The sequence below is a fragment of the Aquabacterium humicola genome, assembly GCF_030167915.1.
In the GTDB taxonomy this organism is placed as follows: Bacteria; Pseudomonadota; Gammaproteobacteria; order Burkholderiales; family Burkholderiaceae_C; genus Pseudaquabacterium; species Pseudaquabacterium humicola.
This window is the reverse complement of the sequence record NZ_JARGNB010000001.1, coordinates 1,389,721-1,412,145: the sequence shown is the minus strand read 5'-3', so window position 1 is coordinate 1,412,145 and position 22,425 is coordinate 1,389,721. Positions and strand designations below refer to the sequence as shown.

Here is a 22,425-nt window from a genome sequence, read left to right as displayed (position 1 = left end):
TGATCTCAGCCCTGCGCCAGCCAGCCGCCGCGAAAGCCCGCGCGTTCGAGGCCGCGGCGCACCTGCGCATTGCCGCGCATGATGCGCCACACCTCGTCGCGGCGGGCATTCGCCGCCATCAGCGTGATCGGCCCCTGGTCGATGCCGAGGTGGTCGGTGTCGACCCAGCCGACGCCCGGCACCAGCTGGCCGTGCTTCAGCGCCACGTCGGCATGGTCGAAGCTCGGGTTGAAGGCATCGACGAAACCGTGGCGGTTGTAGATCGCCGCGCCGTAGCGCTCGCGCAGCGCGCGCAGCGCGGGCTTGACGATCTCCGGCGCGAACGGCAGCGAGGCCAGCGCTGCGGTGGGCGCCAGCGTGCCGTCGTCATGCAGGCCGGCGCCGCGGCCGGCGTAGCTGATGAAGCGCCGCGGCGTGCCGCGGAATCGCCTCGTCACGTCGGCAGGGCCGTCGCAGGCGGTGATGCCCCAGATGTCGCCGCCGTAGCCGGCCCAGCCCAGAGGATTGGCCTGCGCATAGGCGCGCTGCGCCAGCGTCGCGCGGCGGCTGTTCTCGAAGTAGTCGAGGTCGTGCTCGCGCATCCACGCATCGCGGATGCCGCGGAAATCGACCCAGCAGTGCGTGTACTGGTGGCCGAACAGCGGCGGGAAGTGCAGGTGCGTCTGGCCGTGGAAGGTGGTCCAGTGGCGGGCGTAGGTGCTGGTCCACGCGCCCCAGGCGTCGCTTGCGACCGCCCGCGCCGGTGCGCCGAGGGCCAGCAGGTAGACCAGCATCGCCTCGCTGTAGCCGGTCCAGTCGTAGGGCAGGAAGCCGTGCTCGGGCCGCCAGCCATGGCAGATCGCCGGGCCGCGCGGCTGCGCCCAGCGCCAGTCGACGCGTTCGCTCAGCGCATCGGCGAGCTGGCGGATCTCGGTCTCGGCCGCGTCATTCGCCTGGTAGAACGACGCCGCGTGCAGCACGCCGGCCAGCAGCAGCGCGGTGTCCACCGTCGACAGCTCGCAGTCGGCCCAGCGCTCGCCGCTGCGCATGTCGAGGAAGTGGTAGTAGAAGCCCTTGTGGCCGCTGGTGCCGCGCGCCTGCGGACCCTGCTTGCTGTCGCGGAAGAAGCGCAGCGTCGCCAGCGTGCGCTCGCTCGCCTGGGCCCGCGTGATCCAGCCCTGCGCGGCGCCGATCGCCCAGGCGCTGAGGCCGAAGCCGACCGCCGCGATGCTGCAGAACGACGGGCTCGGCCAGCGGTCCGGCACCAGGCCGTTGACCGGGTTGGTCGTCTCCCAGAACCAGCGGAAGGTGCGCTGCTCCAGGTCGTCGAGCAGCGCCTCGTCGCCGGCCAGCGGCGAGGCTTCGGGCGCCGCCGCGCAGGCCGTGCCGACCAGCGGCGCGAGGCCGGCGACGAGCACCTCGCGTCGGCTTACGCCATGCGCACCGCCGTCAAGCGGACGCCGCGGATCCGGCTCTGCCGGGCCGCTGGGGTCGCCCCCCTGGGGGGGAAGCGGCCGCCAGGCCGTTCCGGGGGGGATCACCATTTGTAGCTGAGGCCCAGCTTGTAGGTGCGCATCGGCCCGCCGCGGCTGTTCGGCGTGCCGAAGTTCGCGTTGTCACCGCCATAGGCGTTCTGCGGATTGCCCGGGCCGCCGATCCAGTCGTCGTAGCCACCGTAGTTGACGCTGTTGAAGACGTTCAGCACGTCCAGGCGCACGGTGATGCGGCCGAACGGCAGCTTGACGTCCTTCGCGAGGCCCAGGTCCACCTGCTTGAAGTCGTCCTTCTCGCCGGCGCGGTAGATGCAGCCGTTCGGGCCGTCGAAGCCGCGCGAGCAGTCGGTGAGCTGGCGCACGCGGCCCGAGCCGTAGGTCGCCTTGCCCGACAGCATCACGCCCCACGGGATCAGCTTGTCGGTGAACGCGGTGGCGACGACGCGGTGCTTGTCGACGTCGAGCGACGGGTTCCAGCCGCCCTGGCCCGGCTTGCCGTAGGTCCAGTTGAAGATGTCGTTGGTCCACTGGCGGTTGGTGGTCTTCGCGTCGCTGTAGGTGTAGGCGATCGACGCGGCCCAGCCGGAGGCCTCCGTGTAGGGCTTGTCGGCCTTGAAGTAGATCGTGTCGGTCTTGGCCTGCGAGACGAAGTCGCCCAGCACCACCGAGCCGTAGCCGGCGGGGCCGCCCCACAGCGGGTCGATCGGCGGCTTGTTGCCGAAGCCGCCGTTCGGGTCGCGGTTGCCGTGGTACCAGTTGAACTGGTTGCGTGCGTGGCTGCGCGTGGCCGCGACCTCCAGGTTCCACACGCCGGCCGCCTGGCGCACGCCGAGGCTGAACTGGTCGGTGTAGGGCATGTCGTGGTCGTTGCGGATCAGCCAGATCTCGCCGTGGGGCTGCGCGTTCTTCTGCATCTCGTCGAGCGCGTGGTTGGCCATCGCGCGGTCGTAGGCACGGCCGGCGCCGCCGAAGAGCACGGTGCTGCGGTCGCCCTTGACGTCGAAGCTGAAGCCCACGCGCGGCTGCCACGCGCCGGTATAGGCCTTGCGGCTGTTGCCATTGGCGATGAAGTCCTCGATGCGGATGCCGCCCTTGGCGAGCGACTGCGCGTAGGTCTGGCCCGCCGGCGGCGTGATGCCTTCGCGCGTGACGTCGGGCGCGAACAACGCGGCGACGCGATCGGCCGGCGTCACGTAGTTGTCGTTGAGCGCGTTGTCCTCGTAGTCCCAGCGCAGGCCGAGGTTGAGCTCGAGCTGCTTGGTGACGCGCCAGTCGTCCTGGAAGTACAGGCCGAACTGCTTGTTCTTGAAGCTGACGCCGGCCGGTGCGATCGCCGGGTCGACCTTGCACTGGTCAGTCTCGAGGGTGCGCCCGTTGACGGGCGGCTTGGCGTTCGAGCCGATGCAGTTGCCGGTGGCGGGGTTGTAGTAGATGCTGCCGTTGTTGCGGTCGATCACCGTCTGGATCACGTCGAGACCGCGGAAGGTGCCCGAGAGGTCGAACTCCAGCGCCTTGAGCTTCGCACCGCCCTTCATCGTGTGGCCGGCGAGGCCGGTGAAGGTGAGGTCGTCGCTGACGAAGAAGCCCTTCTGCTTGCGCCGCTGCATGTCCGGCGAGCCGCCGCCGATCGCGACGTCGCGCGTATTGTTGAGGTTGGTCGTCGGCGAGCCCTTGTAGCGGATCATCGGCTCGGCGGCGTTGGACAACGGCGCCCAGGTGTAGTCCTCGTAGCCCACGCGCGCCTCGTTCAGGAAGTCGCCGCGCGTCCACTCGTGGCGCAGGGTGGCGCGGTTTTCCTTGTTGGTGCGGTTCTTGTCGTTGCCCGGCAGGCTCAGCAGGTTGTCCTCGGGCACCTTGTCCGATTCGTCGCGGTAGCGGATCGAGAAGTCCAGGCGCTGGTCGGCGTCGATCTGCGCATCGAGCTTCGCGAACAGCAGGTCCTCCTTGAACTTCTGCACCGTGCTGCCCTGCTGCGCCATCAGCTGCGGCACCACGCCGGCATTGGGCAGCACGTCCTGCGCCTGCAGGATCACCTGGCGCGGCTGCTCGATGTCCTTGCCGTCGTAGGCGACGAAGTAGTGCAGCGCATCGGGCTTGATCGCGCCGCCGATCGAGAAGCCGTACTGCTTCTGCGTCGCCTCGGGCCGCTTGACGCCGTTGGCCTCTGCCTTCTTCTCGAACGGGTCCTTCGCGGTCCAGTTGGTGCCGGTACGGTCGATGTAGGCCTCGCCGTGCAGCTCGTTGCTGCCGGACTTGGTGACGGCGGTGATCGCGACGCTGGAGACCTGGTCGAACTCGGCCTTGTAGTTCTGCGAGATCACCTTGTACTCGGCGATCGCCGACTGCGGGAAGGCATTGCCGCGCGTCGAGTCGAGCCCGGCGATGCCGCCGCGCAGGATGTAGTTCTTCTGGCCGACGCCGTCGATGAAGACGTTGACGTTGTCCCGGTTCTGCGCGCCGCCCTGCAGCTTCTGCTGGCCGTTGTTCTCGACGTCGAAGCGCACGCCGGGCGCGAGGTCGGCGAAGGCCAGGAAGTTGCGCGTGACCTGCGGCAGCGACTCGATCTGCCGCGTCGTCACGTTGGTGCCGACCTCGGGCGCGCGCACGCCGGCGCGCTGCGCCGTGCCGATGATCGTCACCTGCTGACCGGCCGCACCGAGCGCGAGGTCGAGCGACGCGGTCTCGCCCACCTGCAGCGTGATGCGCTCGGTCGCCTGGCTGCCGACGCGGATCTCGTAGCTGCCGGGCGACAGGCCGGTCAGCACGTAGCTGCCGTCGCTGCGCGTGGTCGTGCGGTAGCGGTTGCCGTTGGCGGTGTTGATCGCCACCACCTCGAGCCCGGCCTGCGCCGGCGCGGTGCCGCTGGTGACCTGGCCCTGCACGGTGGCGCTGCTCAACTGGGCCTGCGCGGCACCGGACAGCGCGAGCACGACGGCCGCGGCGAGGGCGTGCACATGAAAACCTTTTCGCGATCTCGTCATGGTGTCTCCTGGGCGTTGGGGGGGTCGTTCGGAGAAAAGGGGAAACGGCGCGCGGCGGGCGGGCGGCTCAGCCGGGTCCGCAGGACTGGCGCACCACCAGCTCGGCGCGCAGCGTCTGGTGCTGCGCGGTGCTGCGGCCGGGGTTGTCGATCGCGCCGGCCAGGCGCTCGAGCGCCAGGCCGCCCAGGTCGGCGATGCGCACGCGCACCGTGGTCAGCGGCGGCGTGACATAACGCGCGATCGGAATGTCGTCGAAGCCGGCCAGCGCGATGTCCTGCGGCACCCGCACGCCGGCCTCGGCGAAGGCGGCGAGGCAACCGATGGCCATCATGTCGTTGCCGCAGAAGACCGCGTCGGGCCGCTCGGCCAGCATCGCGATCTCGCTGCCGGCACGCCAGCCCGATTCCTCGGTGAAGTCGCCGTCGAACACCAGCTCGGGCGTGCCGGGCCGCAGCTCGGCCAGCGCGCTGCGGTAGCCGCGCAGGCGCTCCTGGGCCTCGTAGTTGTTGGCCGGCCCGCCGATGAAGGCGATGCGGTGGTGGCCACGCTGCACCAGGTGCCGCGTCATCGCGAACGCGCCGGCGTGGTTGTCGACGGCGAAGGACGAGTACCCCGCATCCGCCAGCCGGGTATTGATCAGCACCACCGGCACGCCCTGCGGCAGGTTGGCGCCGAGCGAGGCGCTGTCCAGGTGCGGCGACATCACCAGCAGGCCGTCGACGCGGCCATGCATCGCGCGCAGCGCCGCGGCGGCCTCATGCACGTCGCCATGCGAGCTCGAGACCAGCAGGTGCAGGCCGCGCGCGCGCGCCTTCAGGTCGATGCCGCGGATCAGCTCGGAGAAGTATTCGCCGTAGAGATCGGGCAGCAGCGCGCCGATGGTCTGGGTGCGGCGCGTGATCAGGCTGCGCGCGGCCGACGACGGCGTGAAGCGCAGCGCGGCGGCCGCGGCGTTGACCCGTTCGCGCGTCTCGGGCGTGACGTTCGATGCGGCGTTGACCACGCGCGAGACGGTGGCCACCGAGACGCCGGCCTGGCGTGCGACGTCGCGGATGGTCGCCGGCGCCGCGGCGGAGTCGGCGCCCGGGCCCGCCGGCGCGAGCGCGGGCTGCGCACGCCGGGTGCTGCGAGCGGGGCTGCGCGGGGCGGGGCGGGCAACGGTGCGGGTGGCCATCGTGTGTCCTACAGCCCCGCGCCGTGGCGCGCGATCGCCTTCGCATACCAGCGCGCGCTGGCCTTCGGCGTGCGCCGTCCGGTCGCGAAGTCGACGTGCACGATGCCGAAGCGCTTCGCGTAGCCGTGCGCCCATTCCAGGTTGTCCAGCAGCGACCAGGCGAAGTAGCCGCGCAGGTCGACGCCGGCGCGGATCGCGTCGGCGACCGCGCCGAGGTGATCGCGCAGGTACTGCAGGCGCAGCGGGTCGGCGATGCCGTCCGGGCCGGCGACCGGCGGGTCGTAGAACGCCGCGCCGTTCTCGGTGACGTACTGCGGGATGTCGCCGTAGCGCTCGCGCACCCACAGCAGCGTCTCGGTCAGCGCGCGCGCATGCACCTCCCAGCCGGTCTCGGTGTAGGTGGCGCCGGGCTGGCGCACGTGGCGCGCCTGCAGCGGCCAGGTGGTCTCGTCGTGCGCCATCACGCCGCGGGTGTAGTAGTTGATGCCGACCCAGTCGATCGGCGTGCGCATCAGCGCGATGTCCTCGTCGCTGCAGGCCGGCCACGCCGGGCCGAACAGCGCGGCCAGCTCGGCTGGCCGTTCGCCGCGCAGCACCGGGTCCAGGTACTGCCGGTTCATGTAGGCGTGCGCGCGTTCGCAGGCGGCGCGGTCGGCCGGGTGATCGCTGGCGGCGCGCTTGGGCTCGATGTTGACCACCAGGCCGATGCGGTGCTGCGGCCCGCTGCATTCGGCGCGCAGCGCCTGCACGCCGCGGCCGTGCGCGCAGAGCAGGCGCTGCGCGACCAGCGCCGCTTCCCAGGCCGAGCGGTGGCCCGGCGCGAGCACGCCGTGCATGAAGCCGCCGTCGGCGATGACCCAGGGTTCGTTGAGCGTCGTCCACAGCGCGACGCGGTCGCCCAGCGCACGGCCCACCAGCGCCGCGTAGTCGGCGAACCAGTCGGCGCTGTCGGGATTCAGCCAGCCGCCGCGGTCGTCCAGTGCGGCCGGCAGGTCCCAGTGGTGAAGCGTCAGCATCGGCGTGATGCCGGCGCCGAGCAGCTGATCGACCAGGCGCTCGTAGAAGCCGAGCCCGGCGGCATTCAAGCGGCCGCGGCCTTCGGGCAGCACGCGCGACCAGGCCACCGAGAAGCGGTACGCGTTCAGCCCCAGCGTGCGCATCAGCGCGACGTCCTCGGGCATGCGGCGGTAGTGGTCGCAGGCGATGTCGCCGGTGTCGCCGCCGGCGATGCGCCCCGGCGTGTGCGCGAAGCGGTGCCAGTTGCTGATGCCCGCGCCATCGGCCAGCGGCGAGCCTTCGACCTGGTAGGCCGAGGTCGCGGCGCCCCACAGGAAGCCGGGCGGGAAGACGGTGTCGGGCATCGGGGCGGGGCGTTGTGAAAACGTTCTCACAACATGATAGGGACCGATGCCGGAAATGTTTCGAGGGTAAATGCGGAGAATCGAGCCCACCTCGAAAGCCCTGGCAGGGTCCGCTTCAAGCGTCGGCTGAAACCGATTACATTCCCGTCGATGAGCGATTCCGTCGACCCCGGCGCCGTGCCCGCACGACCCTGGCTGGCCCGCGCCGGTGGATTCCGGGCCGAGCTGAACGCCCATGGCGGGCTGCACCGGCTGGCCGTCGGCGACGTGAACATCAACCTGTTCGCCGGCACCGAGCTCGAGCCCGGCCCGGCCGGCCTGGTGCTGCGCCGCTTCGCGCCCGACGGCCGCTTCGAGGCGCTGCCGCTGTGCGGCCCGTTGGCGCCGCTGCGCTGGTTCGGCGGCGGCGCGGGCGGTGATCAGGGCGAGGGCGCCGGCGACGCCGGGCGGCGCTGGCGCGAAGGCCGCTGGCAGGGCCTGCGCCTGCGCCTCGAGCTGGTGCCGGCCCGCGCGGCCACCGCCTGGTTCTGGCACCTGGCCATCGACCATCAGGGCGAGAGCCCGTGCAGCCTCGACCTCGTCTACCTGCAGGACGTCGCGCTGGCGCGCTGGCCGGCGGTGCGGCTGAACGAGGCCTACGTCAGCCAGTACATCGACCACCAGCCGATCGCGCACGAGCGCCACGGCTGGCTGGTGGCGTCGCGGCAGAACGCGCCGGTCGACGGCCGCTGCCCGTGGCTGCTGAGCGGCTGCCTCGGCGAGGCCGCGGCCTACGCCACCGATGCGCTGCAGCTCGCCGGCGCCGACCGCCGCCACGGGCTGCCGGCCGACGCGCTGCCGGCCGTGCTGCCGAGCCGCCGCCTGCAGCACGAGCACAGCCTGGTCGCGCTGCAGACCCACCGCTTCACGCTGCAGCCGGGTGAAGCGGCGCGGCACGGCTTCTTCGGCTGGTTCGAGGCCGACCATGCGGCGCCGAGCGGACCGGCCGACCTGGGCCGCGTCGACCAGGTGCTGGCGCTGCCCGAGGCGCAGTGGACGCCGCCCGAGGGCGCACCGGTGGCCGCGCCGGAGCCGCCCAGCCTGCTGCTGAGCGCGCCGCCGCTCGACGCACCCGCCGCCGGCGAGGCGCTGCTGCGCCGCTGCTTCGGCAGCGGCTGGCGCCATGTCGAGCGCGATGCCGGCGGCCGGCTGCTGTCGTTCTTCTGCGGCGAGGCCACGCACGTCGTGCTGCCGGCGAAGGACGCCGCGGTGCTGCGCCCGCATGGCCACCTGCTGCGCAGCGGCCACCACACGGTGCCCGATGAAGCGGCGGTCGCCGGCACGGTGTGGATGGCGGGCGTGTTCCAGAGCAGCTTCACGCAGGGCCATGCCAGCGCCAACCGCCTGCTGTCGACGCAGCGCGGCTACCTCGGCCTGCAGCGCGGATTCGGACTGCGCATGCTGGCCGACTTCGGCGACGGCTGGCGCCGGCTGGAGCTGCCATCGGCCTGGGGCGTGCAGCCGCAGCAGGCGCAGTGGCTGTACCGCCATGGCCGCGGCGTGCTGCGCATCACCACCAGCGCCGACGCGCGGCCGGCCTGCCAGCGGCTGCGCATCGAGGTCGACGGCCCGCTGCGGCCGCGCCTGCTGCTGCTGCACCACATCGCGCTGGGTGACGACGACGGACTGGCGCGCGGCCGCGTGGCATGGCGCGCGCTCGACGATGCCACGCTGCGCGTCGAGGCGCCGCCCGGCAGCACGATGGCTGAACGGTTCCCGGCCGGTGGCCTGGTGATCCGCGCGATCGGCGACTCGCGCTGGTCCGACGTCGGCGGCGACGAACGGCTGTACGGCGATGGCCGCAGCCGCGAGCAGCCGGTGCTGTGCCTGCGCTTCGACGCGGCGCCGGCGATCGTGCTCGACTACGAGGCGGCGCTGATCGATGCGCGGCCGCTGTCGCTGCCGGCCGACGCGGCGCCGCCCGGCGCGGACCTCGTGCTGCGGCCGCCCGGCCGCGGCGCCGCCGCGCAGGCGGTGCGGCAGCTGGCCGACTGGCTGCCCTGGCTCACGCACAACGCGCTGGTGCACTACCTGTCGCCGCGCGGGCTCGAGCAGTTCTCCGGCGGCGGCTGGGGCACGCGCGACGTCTGCCAGGGGCCGGTGGAATGGCTGCGCGCGCTCGGCCGCCACGAGGTGATCGCCGACCTGCTGCGGCGCGTGTTCGCGGCCCAGAACACCGACGGCGACTGGCCGCAGTGGTTCATGTTCTTCGAACGCGATGCCGCCGTGCGGGCCGGTGATTCGCACGGCGACATCGTGTTCTGGCCGCTGCTGGCGCTGGCCCGGCACCTGGCGGCGACCGGCGATGCCGCGCTGCTCGACGTCGTGCTGCCCTTCCACGCGGCCGCCGGCAGCGCCGCCGAGCGGGCGCCGCTGCGCGTGCATGTCGAGCGCGCGTTCGCGGTGATCAACCGCCGCCGCATCGACGGCACCGCGCTGGCCGCCTACGGCCACGGCGACTGGAACGACGCGCTGCAGCCGGCGGACCCGGCGATGCGCGAGCACCTGTGCAGCGCCTGGACGGTGACGCTGCACCACGAGGTGCTGGCGGCCTGGCGCGAGGCCTGGCAGCGCCTGGGCCGGCCCGACGCGGCCGCGGCGATGCAGGCCGAGGCCGACGCGGTGCGCGCGGACTTCCAGCGCCTGCTGATCGCCGACGGCGTGCTGGCCGGCTACGCGTCCTTCGATGACCCCGGCCGCGTGCAATGGCTGCTGCATCCGCGCGACCAGCGCACCGGCATCCGCTACAGCGCGCTGGCGATGGTGCACGCGATCATCGACGAGCTGTTCACGCCCGAGCAGGCCGACGCGCACGCCGCGCTGATAGCGGCCGAGCTGACCGGCCCCGACGGGCTGCGCCTGTTCGATCATCCGCTGACCTACCGCGGCGGCGTGATGCAGCTGTTCCAGCGCGGCGAGAGCGCGAGCTACTTCGGCCGCGAGATCGGGCTGATGTACATGCACGCGCACCTGCGCTGGGCCGAGGCGCTGGCGCAGCTGGGCCGTGGCGACGCCCTGCTGCACGCGCTGCGGCTGGCCAACCCCATCGGGTTGGAGGCGCTGGTGCCCAGCGCCGCGCCACGCCAGCGCAACTGCTACTACTCGAGCAGCGACGCAGCCTTCGCCGACCGCGTCGAGGCGCAGGCGCATTACGCGCGGGTCAGGCAGGGCGGCGTCGCGCTCGAAGGCGGCTGGCGCATCTACAGCAGCGGCGCGGGCATCGCCTGGCGGCTGGTCGTGCAGCGCCTGCTCGGCCTCACGGTGGAAACGCACCGGCTGCACATCGACCCGGTGCTGCCGCCGGCGCTCGACCGGCTGGACGTGCGGCTGCCGCTGGCCGGCATCGCGCTGCAGGTGCGCTACCGCGTCGGGCCGCGCGGCCATGGCCCGCTCGGCGTGGTGCTGAACGGCCGGCCGCTGCCGATCACGCCGGGATCGAACCGCTACCGGGCGCCGGGGGTCGACGTGGCGATGGCCGACTGGCAGGACGCGCTGCGACCGCGCGACAACCGGCTCGAGATCACGCTCGGCTGAAAACGACCGCTGGCGGTGCGCCGATGCGCCGCGATGGTGCCTCGCGCACCACGATGCATCGATTCCGGGGCGCGAACCAGACGCCCAGCTTGGTGCGTTTCTTGATCGCAGCCCTGCCGTGTCCTCGATGCCCCCCGCCACCGCCGCCCCGCAGCGCGTCATCACCTTCCGCCGCGACTACAACAGCTGGGTCGCGCGCGAGACGATGGAGGACTACGCGCTGCGCTTCACGCCGCGCACCTTTCGCAAGTGGAGCGAATGGCGGGTGGCGAACACCGCGTTCGGCGCCGCGTCCTTCCTGATCCTCGAGGCGGTCGGCGCGACCTTGCTGGTGCAGCACGGCTTCAGCAACGCGGCGCTGGCGATCATCGCCACCGGGCTGATCATCTTCCTCGCCGGGCTGCCGATCAGCGTCTATGCCGCGCGCCATGGCGTCGACATGGACCTGCTGACGCGCGGCGCCGGCTTCGGCTACCTGGGCTCGACGATCACCTCGCTGATCTACGCCAGCTTCACCTTCATCTTCTTCGCGCTCGAAGCGGCGGTGATGGCCTATGCGCTGGAGCTGGCCTTCGACATCCCGCCGGCCTGGGGCTACGGCCTCTGCGCGCTGGTGGTGATTCCGCTGGTCACGCACGGCGTCACCGCGATCAGCCGGCTGCAGGTGTGGACGCAGCCGCTGTGGCTGGTGCTGCTGGTGCTGCCCTTCGCCTTCGTGCTGTGGAAGAGCCCGGACGAACTGACCGGGCTGACGAGCTTCGGGGGTGTCTCGGGCCACTTCGCCGGCTTCGACCTGCATGCCTTCGGCGCCGCGCTGACGGTGGGCATCGCGCTGATCACGCAGATGGGCGAGCAGGTCGACTACCTGCGCTTCATGCCCGAGAAGACCAAGGCCAATGCGGCGCGCTGGTGGTTCGGCACGCTGCTCGGCGGGCCGGGCTGGGTGATCGTCGGGGTCGCGAAGATGATGGCCGGCGTGGTGCTGGCCTACCTCGCGCTCAAGCACATGGTGCCGCCGGAGCGCGCGGTCGATCCGAACCAGATGTACCTCGCGGCCTGGGAGTACGTGTTCAGCGACTACGGCTGGGCGGTGGCCGCGACGGCGCTCTTCGTCGTCATCTCGCAGCTGAAGATCAACGTCACCAACGCCTATGCGGGTTCGCTGGCGTGGAGCAACTTCTTCTCGCGGCTGACGCACAGCCACCCGGGGCGCGTGGTGTGGGTGGTGTTCAACACGCTGATCGCGCTGGTGCTGATGGAGATGAACGTCTTCCAGGCGCTGGGCCACGTGCTGGGGCTGTACTCGAACATCGCGATCGCCTGGATGATGGCCGTCGTCGCCGACCTCGTGATCAACAAGCCGCTCGGGCTGTCGCCGCCGGGCATCGAGTTCCGCCGTGCGAACCTCTACGACATCAACCCGGTCGGCGTCGGCGCGATGGGCATCGCGTCGCTGCTGTCGGTGGCCGCGCACCTGGGCGCCTTCGGCCCGACGGCGCAGGCCTTCTCCGCGATGATCGCGCTGGTCACCGCGATGCTCGCGTCGCCGCTGCTGGCGTGGGCGACGCGCGGGCGCTACTACCTCGCGCGGCGCGCCGAGGCACTGCCCGACGACGAGGGCACGCCGCTGAACGCCGCGCTGAACGCGACCCTGCGAGGCCCGCGCCTGGCCCGCTGCTGCATCTGCGAACGCGACTACGAACCCGAGGACATGGCCCGCTGTCCGGCCTACGGCGGCCCGATCTGCTCGCTGTGCTGCACGCTGGATGCGCGCTGCGACGACCTGTGCAAGCCCGACGCGCGGCTGTCCGCGCAATGGCTGCGGCTGTGCAAGCGCCTGCTGCCCCGGCCGATGGCGCCGTACCTGGAAAGTGGCCTCGCGCACTACCTGCTGCTGATGTTCGCCGGCGTGCCGCTGCTGGGCGCGCTGCTGGGCGGTCTGTACCTGCTGGGCCTGCGCACGCTGACCGCCGCCGGCCCCGACGAGGCCGCCATCATCGCGCCGCTGCTGCGCCAGGGTTACGGCCAGGCCTTTCTGGTGTTATTGGTCGTCGCCGGCATGGTCGCCTGGTGGCTGGTGCTCGCGCAGCGCAGCCGCCAGGTGGCGCAGGAGGAATCGCGCCGCCAGACGCGCGCGCTGCAGGACCAGGCCGAAGCGCTGCAGCGCGAGATCCAGTCGCACCAGCGCACCGATGCGCAGCTGCAGCAGGCCAAGGCGGTGGCCGACGCGGCGAACCAGGCCAAGAGCCGCTACATCACCACCATCAGCCACGAGCTGCGCACGCCGCTGAACTCGATCCTCGGCTACGCGCAGCTGCTGGAGGACGACCCCGCGGTGCCGGCGCACCGGCGCGACGCGGTGCAGGTGATCCGCCGCGGTGGCGACCACCTGCTGAGCCTGATCGAAGGCACGCTGGACATCGCGCGCATCGAGAGCGGGCGATTGGCGCTGGAGCCGTCGCCGATGCGCTTCGCCGAGGGCCTCGACGAGATCGCGCGCATGTTCGAGCTGCAGGCCGCGGCGCGAGGCCTCGGCTTCGAGCACCAGCGCAGCGGCACCTTGCCGGCGCTGGTGCGCGCCGACGAGAAGCGGCTGCGGCAGATCCTGATCAACCTGCTCGGCAACGCGGTGAAGTTCACCCGCGCCGGCCGCGTGACCCTGCGCAGCGCCTACGCGGGCGAGATGGCGCGCTTCGAGATCGAGGACACCGGCCCCGGCATGGGCGACGCCGAGCTGCAGCGCGTGTTCGAGCCCTTCGAGCGCGGCACCGCGGCCGGCCTCGCGTCGGCCGGCGGCACCGGCCTGGGCCTGACGATCGCGCGCATGCTGACCGAGCTGATGGGCGGCGAGCTGCGCGTGCGCTCGACGCCGGGCGTCGGCACCTGCTTCTCGATCAAGCTGTACCTGCCCGAGCTCGCCGCCGGCCACGAACACCGGCACCGGCTCGCGCCGCGGCGCGTGACCGGCTTTCACGGCCTGCGCCGCCGCCTGCTCGTCGTCGACAACGAGGAGGCCGACCGCGGGCTGCTGATCGACCGGCTGGCGCCGCTGGGCTTCGAGCTGCTGCAGGCGGCGTCGGGTGAGGAGGCCCTGCAGGCCCTGCGCGGGACCGCGGTCGACGCGGTCTTCCTCGACCTCGCGATGCCCGGCATCGACGGCTGGACCACGCTGCGGCGGCTGCGCGACGAGGGCCTGAGCGACGCGCCGGCGGCGATCGTCTCGGCCAATGCCTACGACAAGGGGCTGGAGAACGACCTCGGCATCACGCCGGCGGATTTCCTCGTCAAGCCGGTGCGCATGGACGAGCTGCTCGGCTGGCTCGAGCGGCGCCTGCAGCTGCAATGGGTGCAGGCGCCGGCCGACGTGCCGGCCGCGGTGCCCACCGCGCAGGCGAGCACCGTGCGGCCGCCCGCCGCCGCGTTGCGCGCGCTCGACGAGCTGGTGCGCCTGGGCTATGTGCGCGGCATCCTGAAGAAGCTCGATGCGCTGGCCGCCGACCATCCCGAGTGCGCGCCGTGGCTCGAACGCCTGCGCACACTGGCGCGCGGCTTCGAGCTGGAGACGATCACCGCGCAGCTGGCGCTCGCGCTGAAGGAGGCCAGCGATGCCTGAACACCACCCCCCGCCGCCGCTGGACCGCGGCGCCGGCGACCTCGTGCTGATCGTCGACGACGTGCCCGACAACCTGTCGCTGCTGCACGACGCGCTCGACGAAGCCGGCCACACGGTGCTGGTCGCCCGCGACGGGCCGAGCGCGATCGCCCGGGCCCAGCAGGCGAAGCCCGACGTCGTGCTGCTCGACGCGATGATGCCGGGCATGGACGGTTTCGAGGTCGCGCGGCGCCTGAAGGCCGACCCCGAGACCGCGGCGATCCCGATCATCTTCATGACCGCCCTGACCGAGACCGAACACGTGCTCGCGGCCTTCGGCGCCGGCGGCGTCGACTACGTGACCAAGCCGCTGGAGCCGCGCCAGGTGCTCGCGCGCATTGCCGCGCACACGCAGACCGCGCGTGCGCAGCACCAGGCCCGCCATGCGCTCGATGCCTTCGGCCATGCGACGCTCGTCGTGCGGCCGGCCGACGGCCGCCTGGTGTGGCAGACCGCGCTCGCGCGCGCGCTGCTGCGCGACTACTTCGGCAGCGCCGGCAGCGCCGCCCCGGTGCCGTTGATCGACTGGCTGCGCGAGCAGGTGGCCGCGGTGACCGGCGCGGGCACGGGCACGGGCACGGCGCCGCAGCCGCTGGTCAGCGCGCGCGGCGGCCGGCGCCTGACGCTGGAACTGCACAGCCTGATCGGTGACGACCCCAGCCCCGGCCCGGACGAGGCCGAGTGGCTGATCGTCGCCACCGAAGCCGACGATGCCGCGGCCTTCGACGCGATGATGCAGGCCTTCGGGCTGACGGTGCGCGAGGCCGAGGTGCTGTACTGGGTGGCCAAGGGCAAGACCAACCGCGACGTCGGCGAGATCCTGGCGATGAGCCCGCGCACCGTCACCAAGCACATGGAGCACATCCTGCAGAAGATGGACGTCGAGACACGCACCGCGGCGGCGGCACGGGTGCTGAAGCTGATCGGCTGACCGGCTGACCGGCTAGCGTTCTTCAGACGCGGCCGGCAACGCCAGCAGCGCGGCGATCGACCGCGCCAGGTTCGCGCGCGCCGCGCGCTCGAAGCGGCGGTGCGCGGCAGCGGTCGCATACAGACGCGGCCGCTCGGCGAACTGCTGCAGCACGCGCAGCCGGCCGGCGCGGAACGCGTGGTCGTCGACCAGCGCGTACTCGGTGCGCACCTGGCGCTCGTACTCGTCGAAGCGCGCGCCGGGCGCGCCGAGGATCGCGAGGTCGATGTCGACCAGCACGCCCGCATCGACGCCGACCGGCTCGACGGCGTGGCGCGTGGCCATCACCAGCGAATGCAGGCGCTGCGCCACCTCGTCGGGCGCGCCGCAAGCCCACGCCGCCGAGCGGGCCCAGTCGGCCGAGCGCTGCTCGTTGTCGTGCCGCGCCGGGTCGTAGATGGCGTCGTGGAACCACAGCGCCAGCGCGATCTCGGCCGGGCGCTCGGCTTGCTGCGACAGGTGCGGCAGCAGCGCGAGGCATTCGCGCAGGTGCTGCAGCGTGTGGTAGCCGCGGTGCGGCTCCTGGTAGCTCGCGAGCAGCACGTCGCGCAGCGTGTCGTCGACCCGCTGCGCGCCGGCCTCGCGCCAGGCGCGTTGCCAGCCGTCGGGGCCGAGCGGGTCCGCGTGCGTCGCCATAGGCGTCGCAGCATACCTGCGCCGCGCCGCGTGGCCGCGCATTGCGCTGCGACGCCGGGGCTCTTAAGCTGCCGTCGGCCGAGCCCGCGGCGCGGTGGCCGCCGGACGACTTCACAACAGGAGACCCGCGATGAGCAACCACGTCTACAAGCTGCTCGAACTCACCGGATCGTCGCCGACCGGCATCGAGGATGCCGTGAACAACGCGATCGCCAAGGCCAACGAGACCGTGCGCAACATCCACTGGTTCGAGGTGATCGAGACCCGCGGCCACGTCGTCGACGGCAAGGTCGCGCACTGGCAGGTGACGATGAAGGTGGGCTTCACGCTGGAGTGAGTGGCGGGCACGCCGGCTCCGTGCGCCGGCGCCACGGCCTGCGGCCCCAGGCGATGAGGCCCAGGCCCAGCGCCGCCAACGGCAGCGACGCGGGTTCCGGCACCTGGAGCAGGTAGCGGAAGTCGAAGCGCGCGCCGAAGTCGTCGACGGCTGTTCCGGCCAGGTACAGCGCGTTCGCGCCGGCACTGAAAGCCGAGAACAGCGACCCGGTTCCGTCCCCGGGTGCCAGCACCAGGTCGGACAGCGTGTGCGAACTGCCGGGCGTGTCGTTGTCGATGTCGAACGTCGAGGACACCATCGCGTAGGTCAGGCTCGACAGCGAGAGGCCCGTGTCGTCGGTGGTGTTGAGGAACTCCCAGTCGTACCCGGCACCCCCTGCGCTCTGACTGACCAGCACGCCGCCGAAGCGGAAGTACTTCTTCAGGTTGCCGGGCGTGCCGAACTTGATCGCGTCACCGTCCTTTGTCCAGTAGTAGCTGAGGTCGAGCGCGACGTTGTTGGAAATCGTGGTGTCGATGTGGATGTCGACCGATTCGCCTGGAAAGGCGGTGAAGCCGGCGAAGCCGGCGTTGTGCGAGTCTTTGGGCGAGACGCCGCCGGTCATGCCGGGGATCAGGCCGGTGGTGGCTGCGGTGAACCGGCCGCCTTCCAGCTCGAGGTGCACGTCGTTGGCGAGTTGATCCGTGCCGTTCTCCAGCGTGATGCGTCCGCTGGCGGTGCCGCCCAGGGCGGGCGAGGCCATCAGGGCGACCGCGGCAACGGCGCTCGCGAGTCGAAGCGCGGTAAGGGTGGGTGATCTGGTCGACATGCCTGTCTCCCTGCGCTTGCGCGCTTGTATGGGAACGCGGTGACGCATATTCCAGGCCCTCGTGCGGATGGTCGAGCCTCGATGACGGAACCGCTGTCGCTCCCGCCGCGCGCGGAGTAGCCTTGCCGGCCTGGACCTGCACGATGCCGGACACCGCAGCCCTTCCCGATGCGCCGTTGCGCGCCGCGCTGCGCGCCTGCCTGCGCGGCGGCGACGACCTGCGCTTCCTTCATCACGTGCAGGCGGTGCTGCTGGTGTCGCAAGGCCTGTCGTGCGCGCGCGTGGCCCGGTGCTTCGGCTGCAGTCGCCGCAGCGTCGAGCGCTGGGTGCGGTGCTATCGCCTGGAGGGCTGCGAGTCGCTGCACGTCACGCACGGCAGGGGCCGCCCCGCACGGCTGACGCGGTCGCAGTTGCTGCAACTGCGCGCCGAGTTCGCGCTGCCGCCCAGCAGCCAGGGCCTGGCGTACGACCACTGGTGCGGCAAGCTCGTCCGCGCCCACGTCGAGCGCCGCTTCGGCGTGCACATCAGCCTGCGCCAGAGCCAGCGCCTGCTGCGCCGCCCGGGTTGATGCGCGTCCGTGCCGCTGCCGGCATCGCGACGCGCGATCTGGCGTTCGGGGCGGGCCGGCACACGGCCCGCGGTGCGCTGACCGGACGCGGGGCGTCCCAACTGTCAAATGGAGCGACAGTCGGCGGCGCGTGTGCTCACGCGTTCCCCTGCGACCCCCGATGCGCCCAGCCGGTGATGCGCTTCTCGAGGTACGAGAAGAGCTCGTACATCAGCATCGCCATCACGCCGACGACGACGAGCCCGGCGAAGGCCAGGCCCATCTGCATCGCCGAGCCGGCGGAAACCAGCAGGTAGCCGATGCCTTCGTTGCTGGCGGTCATCTCGCTGACCGTCGTGCCGACGAAGGCCAGCGTGATCGCGACCTTCAGCGAGCCGAAGAAGTAGGGCATCGAGCGTGGCAGGCCGACCTTCACCAGCACGTCCCAGCGCCGTGCGCCCAGCACGCGCAGCACGTCCTCGAGCTCGGGCTCCAGCGTCGCCAGGCCGGTGGCGATGTTGACGGTGATCGGGAAGAAGGAGATCAGGAACGCGGTGAGCACGGCCGGGCCGACCCCGATGCCGAACCAGACGACGAGGATCGGCACGAAGGCCGCCTTGGGCAGCGCGTTGAAGGCCGTCATCAGCGGGTAGATCGCCGCGTAGGCCAGGCGCGAGCTGCCGATCAGGAACCCCAGCAGCACGCCGATGACGATCGCCAGCCCGAACCCCGCCAGCGTCACCCAGAACGTTCGCCACGCATGCTTGGCGATCTCGCCCTTGAACTCGACGAACTGTTCCCAGATGCGCGCCGGGCTCGGGAAGATGAACTCGCTGACTGAAAAGGCCGAGCAGATCGCCTGCCACAGCAGGATCACCGCCGCCATCAGCACCCAGGGCGCCCAGGCTTCGAGGCGCTTGCTCTGCAGGCTCATGCGGCCGCCTTGGCGAACGTATTGCGCACCGCGCCGATGTGCCCGCGCAGCTCGTGCACGAGGTCGGTGAAGGCGGGCGTGTAGGTGAGCTCGAGATCGCGCGGGCGCGGCAGGTCGATCTCTCGCCGCACGACGAAGCGGCCGGGGCTCTTGCTCATCACGTAGACGGTGTCGGCCAGGAACACGCTCTCGCGCAGGTCATGGGTCACCAGGATCACGTTGAACTTCTGCGCCGCCTGCAGGTCGCGCAGCGTGCACCACAGCTCCTCGCGGGTGAAGGCGTCGAGCGCGCCGAAGGGCTCGTCGAGCAGCAGCATCTTCGGCTCGTGGATCAGCGCGCGGCAGATGCTGGCGCGCTGCTGCATGCCGCCGGACAGCTGCCACGGGAACTTGTCCTCGTAGCCGGCGAGGCCGACGTTTTGCAGCAGCGTGCGCGCCTTGGCCTCGTACTCGGCCTTCTTCTGCTTGAAGCTCGAGCGGTAGGGCTCGACGATCTCCAGCGGCAGCATGACGTTGGCGAGCGTCGTGCGCCAGGGCAGCAGGCTGGGCGCCTGGAAGGCCATGCCGGTGATCTTCAGCGGCCCGTTCACCGGCTGGCCGCCGATCACGATGCTGCCGCGGCTCGGCCGCTTCAGCCCGGTGGCCAGCTTCATGAAGGTGGACTTGCCGCAGCCCGAGGGCCCGACGATGGCGATGAACTCGCCCTCGGTCACCTGCAGCGTGATGTCCTCGACCGCGAACTGGCCCTTCGCGAGCAGCTCGTCGTTGTAGGCGAGCCAGACGCCCTTGAAGTCGACGAAGCTCACTTCTTGCCGCTGCCGGCGAAGATGTTCCGCTCGTCGGCGCTCGGCAGGAAGTTCCCGTTCCAGATCGCATCGGGATCGATGCGGCCCTTGGTGGTGTAGGCGTCGGCCACCTGGCTGGCCATCAGCGCCAGGCGCGGCGGGCTGACGTTGCCGAAGCCTTCGGTGCGCGCGTCCGCGGTGGCGATGGCCGATTGGATCGCCAGGCGCAGGCGCCGTTCCTCGAGCTCGGCATTGATGATGCCGTCGCGTTCCTTGACCACCGCGACGCCGGCCTTCGGGTTGTTGACGATGTCCTTCGCGGCCTTGCTGAAGGCGCGCAGGAAGGCCTTCACCGCGTCCGGCTTCTCCTTCAGGAACTTCTCGGAGACGATGATCGCGTTGCCGTAGAGCTTGACGCCGAACTGCGGGTAGGCCATCACCGACACGTCCTCGGCCTTCACGCCGCGGGCCTCGAGGTTCAGCAGGCTGGTGAAGTAGAAGCCGGTGATCGCGTCGACGTCGCCCTTGGCGAGCATGGTCTCGCGCAGCGGCGGGTCCATGCTGATCCAGTTGACCGCGCCGATCGAGTTGGCCTTCTGGAAGATCGGGAAGCCGCGCCGGCCGGCGTCGAACACCGGCGCGCCGAGCTTCTTGCCGGCCAGGTCCTGCGGCTTGTTGATGCCGGTCTTCTTCAGCGAGAACACCGCCGCCGGCGTGTTGTTGTAGACCATCATCACCGCCACCGGCTTGTTCGGCGCGGTGGGGTTGTTGGCGTGGAACTCCATCAGCGCGGCGAGGTCGGCGAAGCCCATCTCGTAGGCGCCCGACGCGACGCGGTTCACCGCGTTGCCCGAGCCGCTGCCGGCGTCGACCGTGACGTTGAGCTTCTCGTCCTTGAAGTAGCCCTTGGCCACCGGCCACAGGAAGAAGGCCGCGGGGCCTTCGAAGCGCCAGTCGAGCTGGAAGCGGATCGGCGTTTCCTGCGCCTGCGCCGGCAGCGTGGTGGCGGACAGGGCGAGCGCGAGGGCGGCGGCGCCGTGCAGCGCGGTGCGACGGCGGATCGGTGCGGACATGGGTCGGGTCTCCTGGGGTCGGTCGACGGCGCCGCTCGCAAGAAGCATGCGCGCGGCCGCCTGGCATGTTCCCATGCCGCGATGCGGCCTCGACAGCCGGGAATGTCCTAGCCGCGCTTCAGCGGGCGTCGACCAGCGCCGCGCGCACGATCTGCTCGAACTGGGGCGCCGGCTGCGGCCGCGCCAGCAGGAAGCCCTGCAGCACGTTGCAGCCGATGCCGCACAGGAACTCGCGCTGCGGTTCGGTCTCGACGCCCTCGGCGACGACCACGATGCCCAGCGCCCGCGCCAGCTGCACGATCGCGCGCACCAGCACGCGGTCGTCCTCGTCGGCCGGCAGGTCGCGCACGAAGCTGCGGTCGATCTTGATCTTCGAAGGCCGCAGCCGCTTCAGGTAGGCCAGCGACGAGTAGCCGGTGCCGAAGTCGTCGACCACCAGCCGCAGGCCCAGCGCATGCAGCCGCTCGACGATGCGTTGCGTGGTGTCGGTGTCGGTCATCAGCACGCTCTCGGTGAGCTCGATCTCCAGCTCCGCCGGCTGCACGCCGAAGTCGGCCATCGCCTGCGTCAGCGTGTCGACGAGGCGATGGTGGCGGAACTCCAGCGCCGAGACGTTGACCGCGACGGCGCCGACGTTCAAGCCGGCCCGCTTCCACTCGGCGATCTGCGCGCAGGCCGCGCGCACGGTCCAGGTGCCGAGCTCGCTGATCAGCCCGCACTGTTCGGCCGCGCCGATGAACTGGCCCGGCGGCACCAGGCCGCGCAGCGGATGCTGCCAGCGGATCAGCGCCTCGCAACCCAGCACCGCACCGCTGTCCGCGGCCACCAGCGGCTGGTAGTGCAGCACGAACTCGTCGTTGACCAGCGCGTACTGCAGCTCCTTCTCGAGCCGCAGCGTCGCCTGCAGCTGGCTGTTGAACTCGCTGCGGAAGAAGCTGTGGCGCGCGCGGCCCAGGCGCTTGGCCGCGTACATCGCGGTGTCGGCGTGGCGCAGCAGCTCCTCGTGGTCGGCGGCGTCGTCGGGGAACAGCGCGATGCCGATGCTCGCCGAGACGGTGACCTCCTGCTCGCGCACCATCATCGGCGCCTCGATCGACTTCAGCAGCCGGTCGGCGGTGGCCGCGACCTCGTCCCACTGGTGCGCGTCGTGCAGCAGGATCGTGAACTCGTCGCCCGAATGCCGGCACACGACGTCGGATTCGCGCACCGCGGCACGCAGCCGTCCGGCCAGCGCGACCAGCAGCTCGTCGCCGGCGGCATGGCCGAGCTGGTCGTTGACCGACTTGAAGCGGTCGAGGTCCAGGAACAGCAGCGCCAGCCGGCCGCCGTCGCGCCGCGCCGCGGCCACCGCGGCCAGCGCCAGCTCGGCGAACAGCGTGCGGTTGGCGAGCCCGGTCAGCGGGTCGTGCAGCGCCATCGTCTCGAGCGCCGCCTTCTTGGCCTCGATCTCGGTGAACAGGCCGTTGATCTGCGCATGCACTTCGTTGAGGTGCTGGCCCAGCTCGGCCAGTTCGTCGTCGCCGCGCCAGGTCATCGGCGCCACCTCGTCGCGGTGCGCCATCGCGCTGGCCTGGCGCTTCAGCCGCTCGATCGGCAGCAGCAGCCGGCGGTAGAACACGCCCAGCAGCACCGCGGTGGCCAGCAGCACCTGCAACGCGACCAGCTGCAGGGTGGCCGCACGCCGCGCGGCGAGGATGCGGTCGAGCTCGCGGTCGTCGAAGCGCAGCTCCAGGTCGGCCAGCACCTCGCCTTCGCGCACGATCTCGGTGCGCATCGGCCGGCCGGCATCCTCATCGGTGCCCGGGCGCCTGAGCACCAGCGGCGGCGCCAGCGGCCGCCGCTCGGCCAGGCGCACCGCGAGCACCGAGGGCTCGTCCAGCGTGCGCTTCAGCGCCGACTGCACCTGGTTGCTGTCGATGGTCCACAGCGGCTCGACCAGCACGTTCGAGGCCATCACCAGCACCGCCTGCCGGTGCTGCTGGATCAGCGGCTGCTGCACCTCGCGGATCAGGCCCTGGTCGAAGCGCCAGAGTGCCGCGGCCGGGATCAGCACGGCCGCGGCGATCGCCAGCAGCACCGTGGTGCGGATCGACAGCCGGGGCCAGTGCATCGCGTCGACAG

At 71.5% G+C, this 22,425-nt stretch carries 15 protein-coding genes; 5 read left to right on the top strand and 10 right to left on the bottom strand.

Annotated features, from left to right (window positions below; translation table 11 throughout):
• Positions 1–5: 5 nt before the first annotated feature.
• The 4 genes from P1K89_RS06270 to P1K89_RS06255 all read right to left on the bottom strand — a co-directional run bounded on the left by P1K89_RS06270 (position 6) and on the right by P1K89_RS06255 (position 6,988).
• Entirely contained in the window at positions 6–1,397 is a 1,392-nt protein-coding gene (locus P1K89_RS06270; protein ID WP_284615522.1) for a glucoamylase family protein, read from the bottom strand.
• 119 nt (positions 1,398–1,516) lie between these two features.
• Positions 1,517–4,453 (bottom strand): TonB-dependent receptor, encoded by a 2,937-nt coding sequence (locus P1K89_RS06265; RefSeq protein ID WP_284615521.1) that lies wholly within the window; start codon positions 4,451–4,453, stop codon positions 1,517–1,519.
• A 67-nt stretch (positions 4,454–4,520) separates the two neighbouring features.
• Positions 4,521–5,627: a LacI family DNA-binding transcriptional regulator gene (locus tag P1K89_RS06260; protein ID WP_284615520.1), complete on the bottom strand. Its 1,107-nt coding sequence runs from the start codon at positions 5,625–5,627 to the stop codon at positions 4,521–4,523.
• 8 nt (positions 5,628–5,635) lie between these two features.
• On the bottom strand, positions 5,636–6,988 hold the full coding sequence (locus tag P1K89_RS06255) for a GH1 family beta-glucosidase (RefSeq protein ID WP_284615519.1): 1,353 nt from the start codon (positions 6,986–6,988) through the stop codon (positions 5,636–5,638).
• Positions 6,989–7,138: 150 nt separating this feature from the next.
• Between P1K89_RS06255 and P1K89_RS06250 the strand changes: the two genes are divergently transcribed.
• The 3 genes from P1K89_RS06250 to P1K89_RS06240 all read left to right on the top strand — a co-directional run bounded on the left by P1K89_RS06250 (position 7,139) and on the right by P1K89_RS06240 (position 15,144).
• Positions 7,139–10,561, top strand: coding sequence for a hypothetical protein (locus P1K89_RS06250; protein WP_284615518.1), 3,423 nt, complete (start codon positions 7,139–7,141; stop codon positions 10,559–10,561).
• Positions 10,562–10,688: 127 nt separating this feature from the next.
• On the top strand, positions 10,689–14,174 hold the full coding sequence (locus tag P1K89_RS06245; RefSeq protein WP_284615517.1) for an ATP-binding protein: 3,486 nt from the start codon (positions 10,689–10,691) through the stop codon (positions 14,172–14,174).
• Complete coding sequence (locus tag P1K89_RS06240; RefSeq protein ID WP_284615516.1) at positions 14,167–15,144, top strand: response regulator transcription factor; 978 nt, start codon at positions 14,167–14,169, stop codon at positions 15,142–15,144. The genes P1K89_RS06245 and P1K89_RS06240 overlap by 8 nt, the downstream gene beginning before the upstream one ends.
• 12 nt (positions 15,145–15,156) lie before the next feature.
• Here the strand turns inward: P1K89_RS06240 and P1K89_RS06235 are convergent, their stop codons facing one another.
• Positions 15,157–15,819 (bottom strand): HD domain-containing protein, encoded by a 663-nt coding sequence (locus P1K89_RS06235; RefSeq protein WP_284615515.1) that lies wholly within the window; start codon positions 15,817–15,819, stop codon positions 15,157–15,159.
• Positions 15,820–15,949: 130 nt separating this feature from the next.
• Here P1K89_RS06235 and P1K89_RS06230 point away from each other — a divergent pair, with 130 nt between their 5' ends.
• Positions 15,950–16,156 carry a dodecin gene (locus P1K89_RS06230; protein WP_284615514.1) on the top strand — a complete coding sequence of 69 codons (207 nt, stop codon included), beginning with the start codon at positions 15,950–15,952 and terminating at the stop codon, positions 16,154–16,156.
• Here the strand turns inward: P1K89_RS06230 and P1K89_RS06225 are convergent.
• Positions 16,143–17,012 carry a PEP-CTERM sorting domain-containing protein gene (locus tag P1K89_RS06225; RefSeq protein WP_284615513.1) on the bottom strand — a complete coding sequence of 290 codons (870 nt, stop codon included), beginning with the start codon at positions 17,010–17,012 and terminating at the stop codon, positions 16,143–16,145. The two genes, P1K89_RS06230 and P1K89_RS06225, sit on opposite strands and share 14 nt — an antisense overlap.
• A gap of 95 nt (positions 17,013–17,107) precedes the next feature.
• On the opposite strand from P1K89_RS06225, the gene P1K89_RS06220 reads away from it, so the two are divergent.
• Positions 17,108–17,533 carry a helix-turn-helix domain-containing protein gene (locus tag P1K89_RS06220; protein WP_284615512.1) on the top strand — a complete coding sequence of 142 codons (426 nt, stop codon included), beginning with the start codon at positions 17,108–17,110 and terminating at the stop codon, positions 17,531–17,533.
• A 136-nt stretch (positions 17,534–17,669) separates the two neighbouring features.
• Here the strand turns inward: P1K89_RS06220 and P1K89_RS06215 are convergent, their stop codons facing one another.
• The 4 genes from P1K89_RS06215 to P1K89_RS06200 all read right to left on the bottom strand — a co-directional run bounded on the left by P1K89_RS06215 (position 17,670) and on the right by P1K89_RS06200 (position 22,414).
• Complete coding sequence (locus P1K89_RS06215; protein ID WP_284615511.1) at positions 17,670–18,446, bottom strand: ABC transporter permease; 777 nt, start codon at positions 18,444–18,446, stop codon at positions 17,670–17,672.
• Positions 18,443–19,252, bottom strand: a complete 810-nt coding sequence (locus P1K89_RS06210; protein ID WP_284615510.1) for an ABC transporter ATP-binding protein — start codon at positions 19,250–19,252, stop codon at positions 18,443–18,445. Before P1K89_RS06210 ends, P1K89_RS06215 begins: the two co-directional genes overlap by 4 nt.
• Positions 19,249–20,304 (bottom strand): ABC transporter substrate-binding protein, encoded by a 1,056-nt coding sequence (locus tag P1K89_RS06205; RefSeq protein ID WP_439897953.1) that lies wholly within the window; start codon positions 20,302–20,304, stop codon positions 19,249–19,251. The genes P1K89_RS06210 and P1K89_RS06205 overlap by 4 nt, the downstream gene beginning before the upstream one ends.
• Positions 20,305–20,422: 118 nt before the next feature.
• The gene (locus P1K89_RS06200; RefSeq protein ID WP_284615509.1) at positions 20,423–22,414 is read right to left on the bottom strand and encodes a putative bifunctional diguanylate cyclase/phosphodiesterase; all 1,992 of its coding nucleotides are present in this window, start codon (positions 22,412–22,414) and stop codon (positions 20,423–20,425) included.
• Positions 22,415–22,425: the final 11 nt, after the last annotated feature.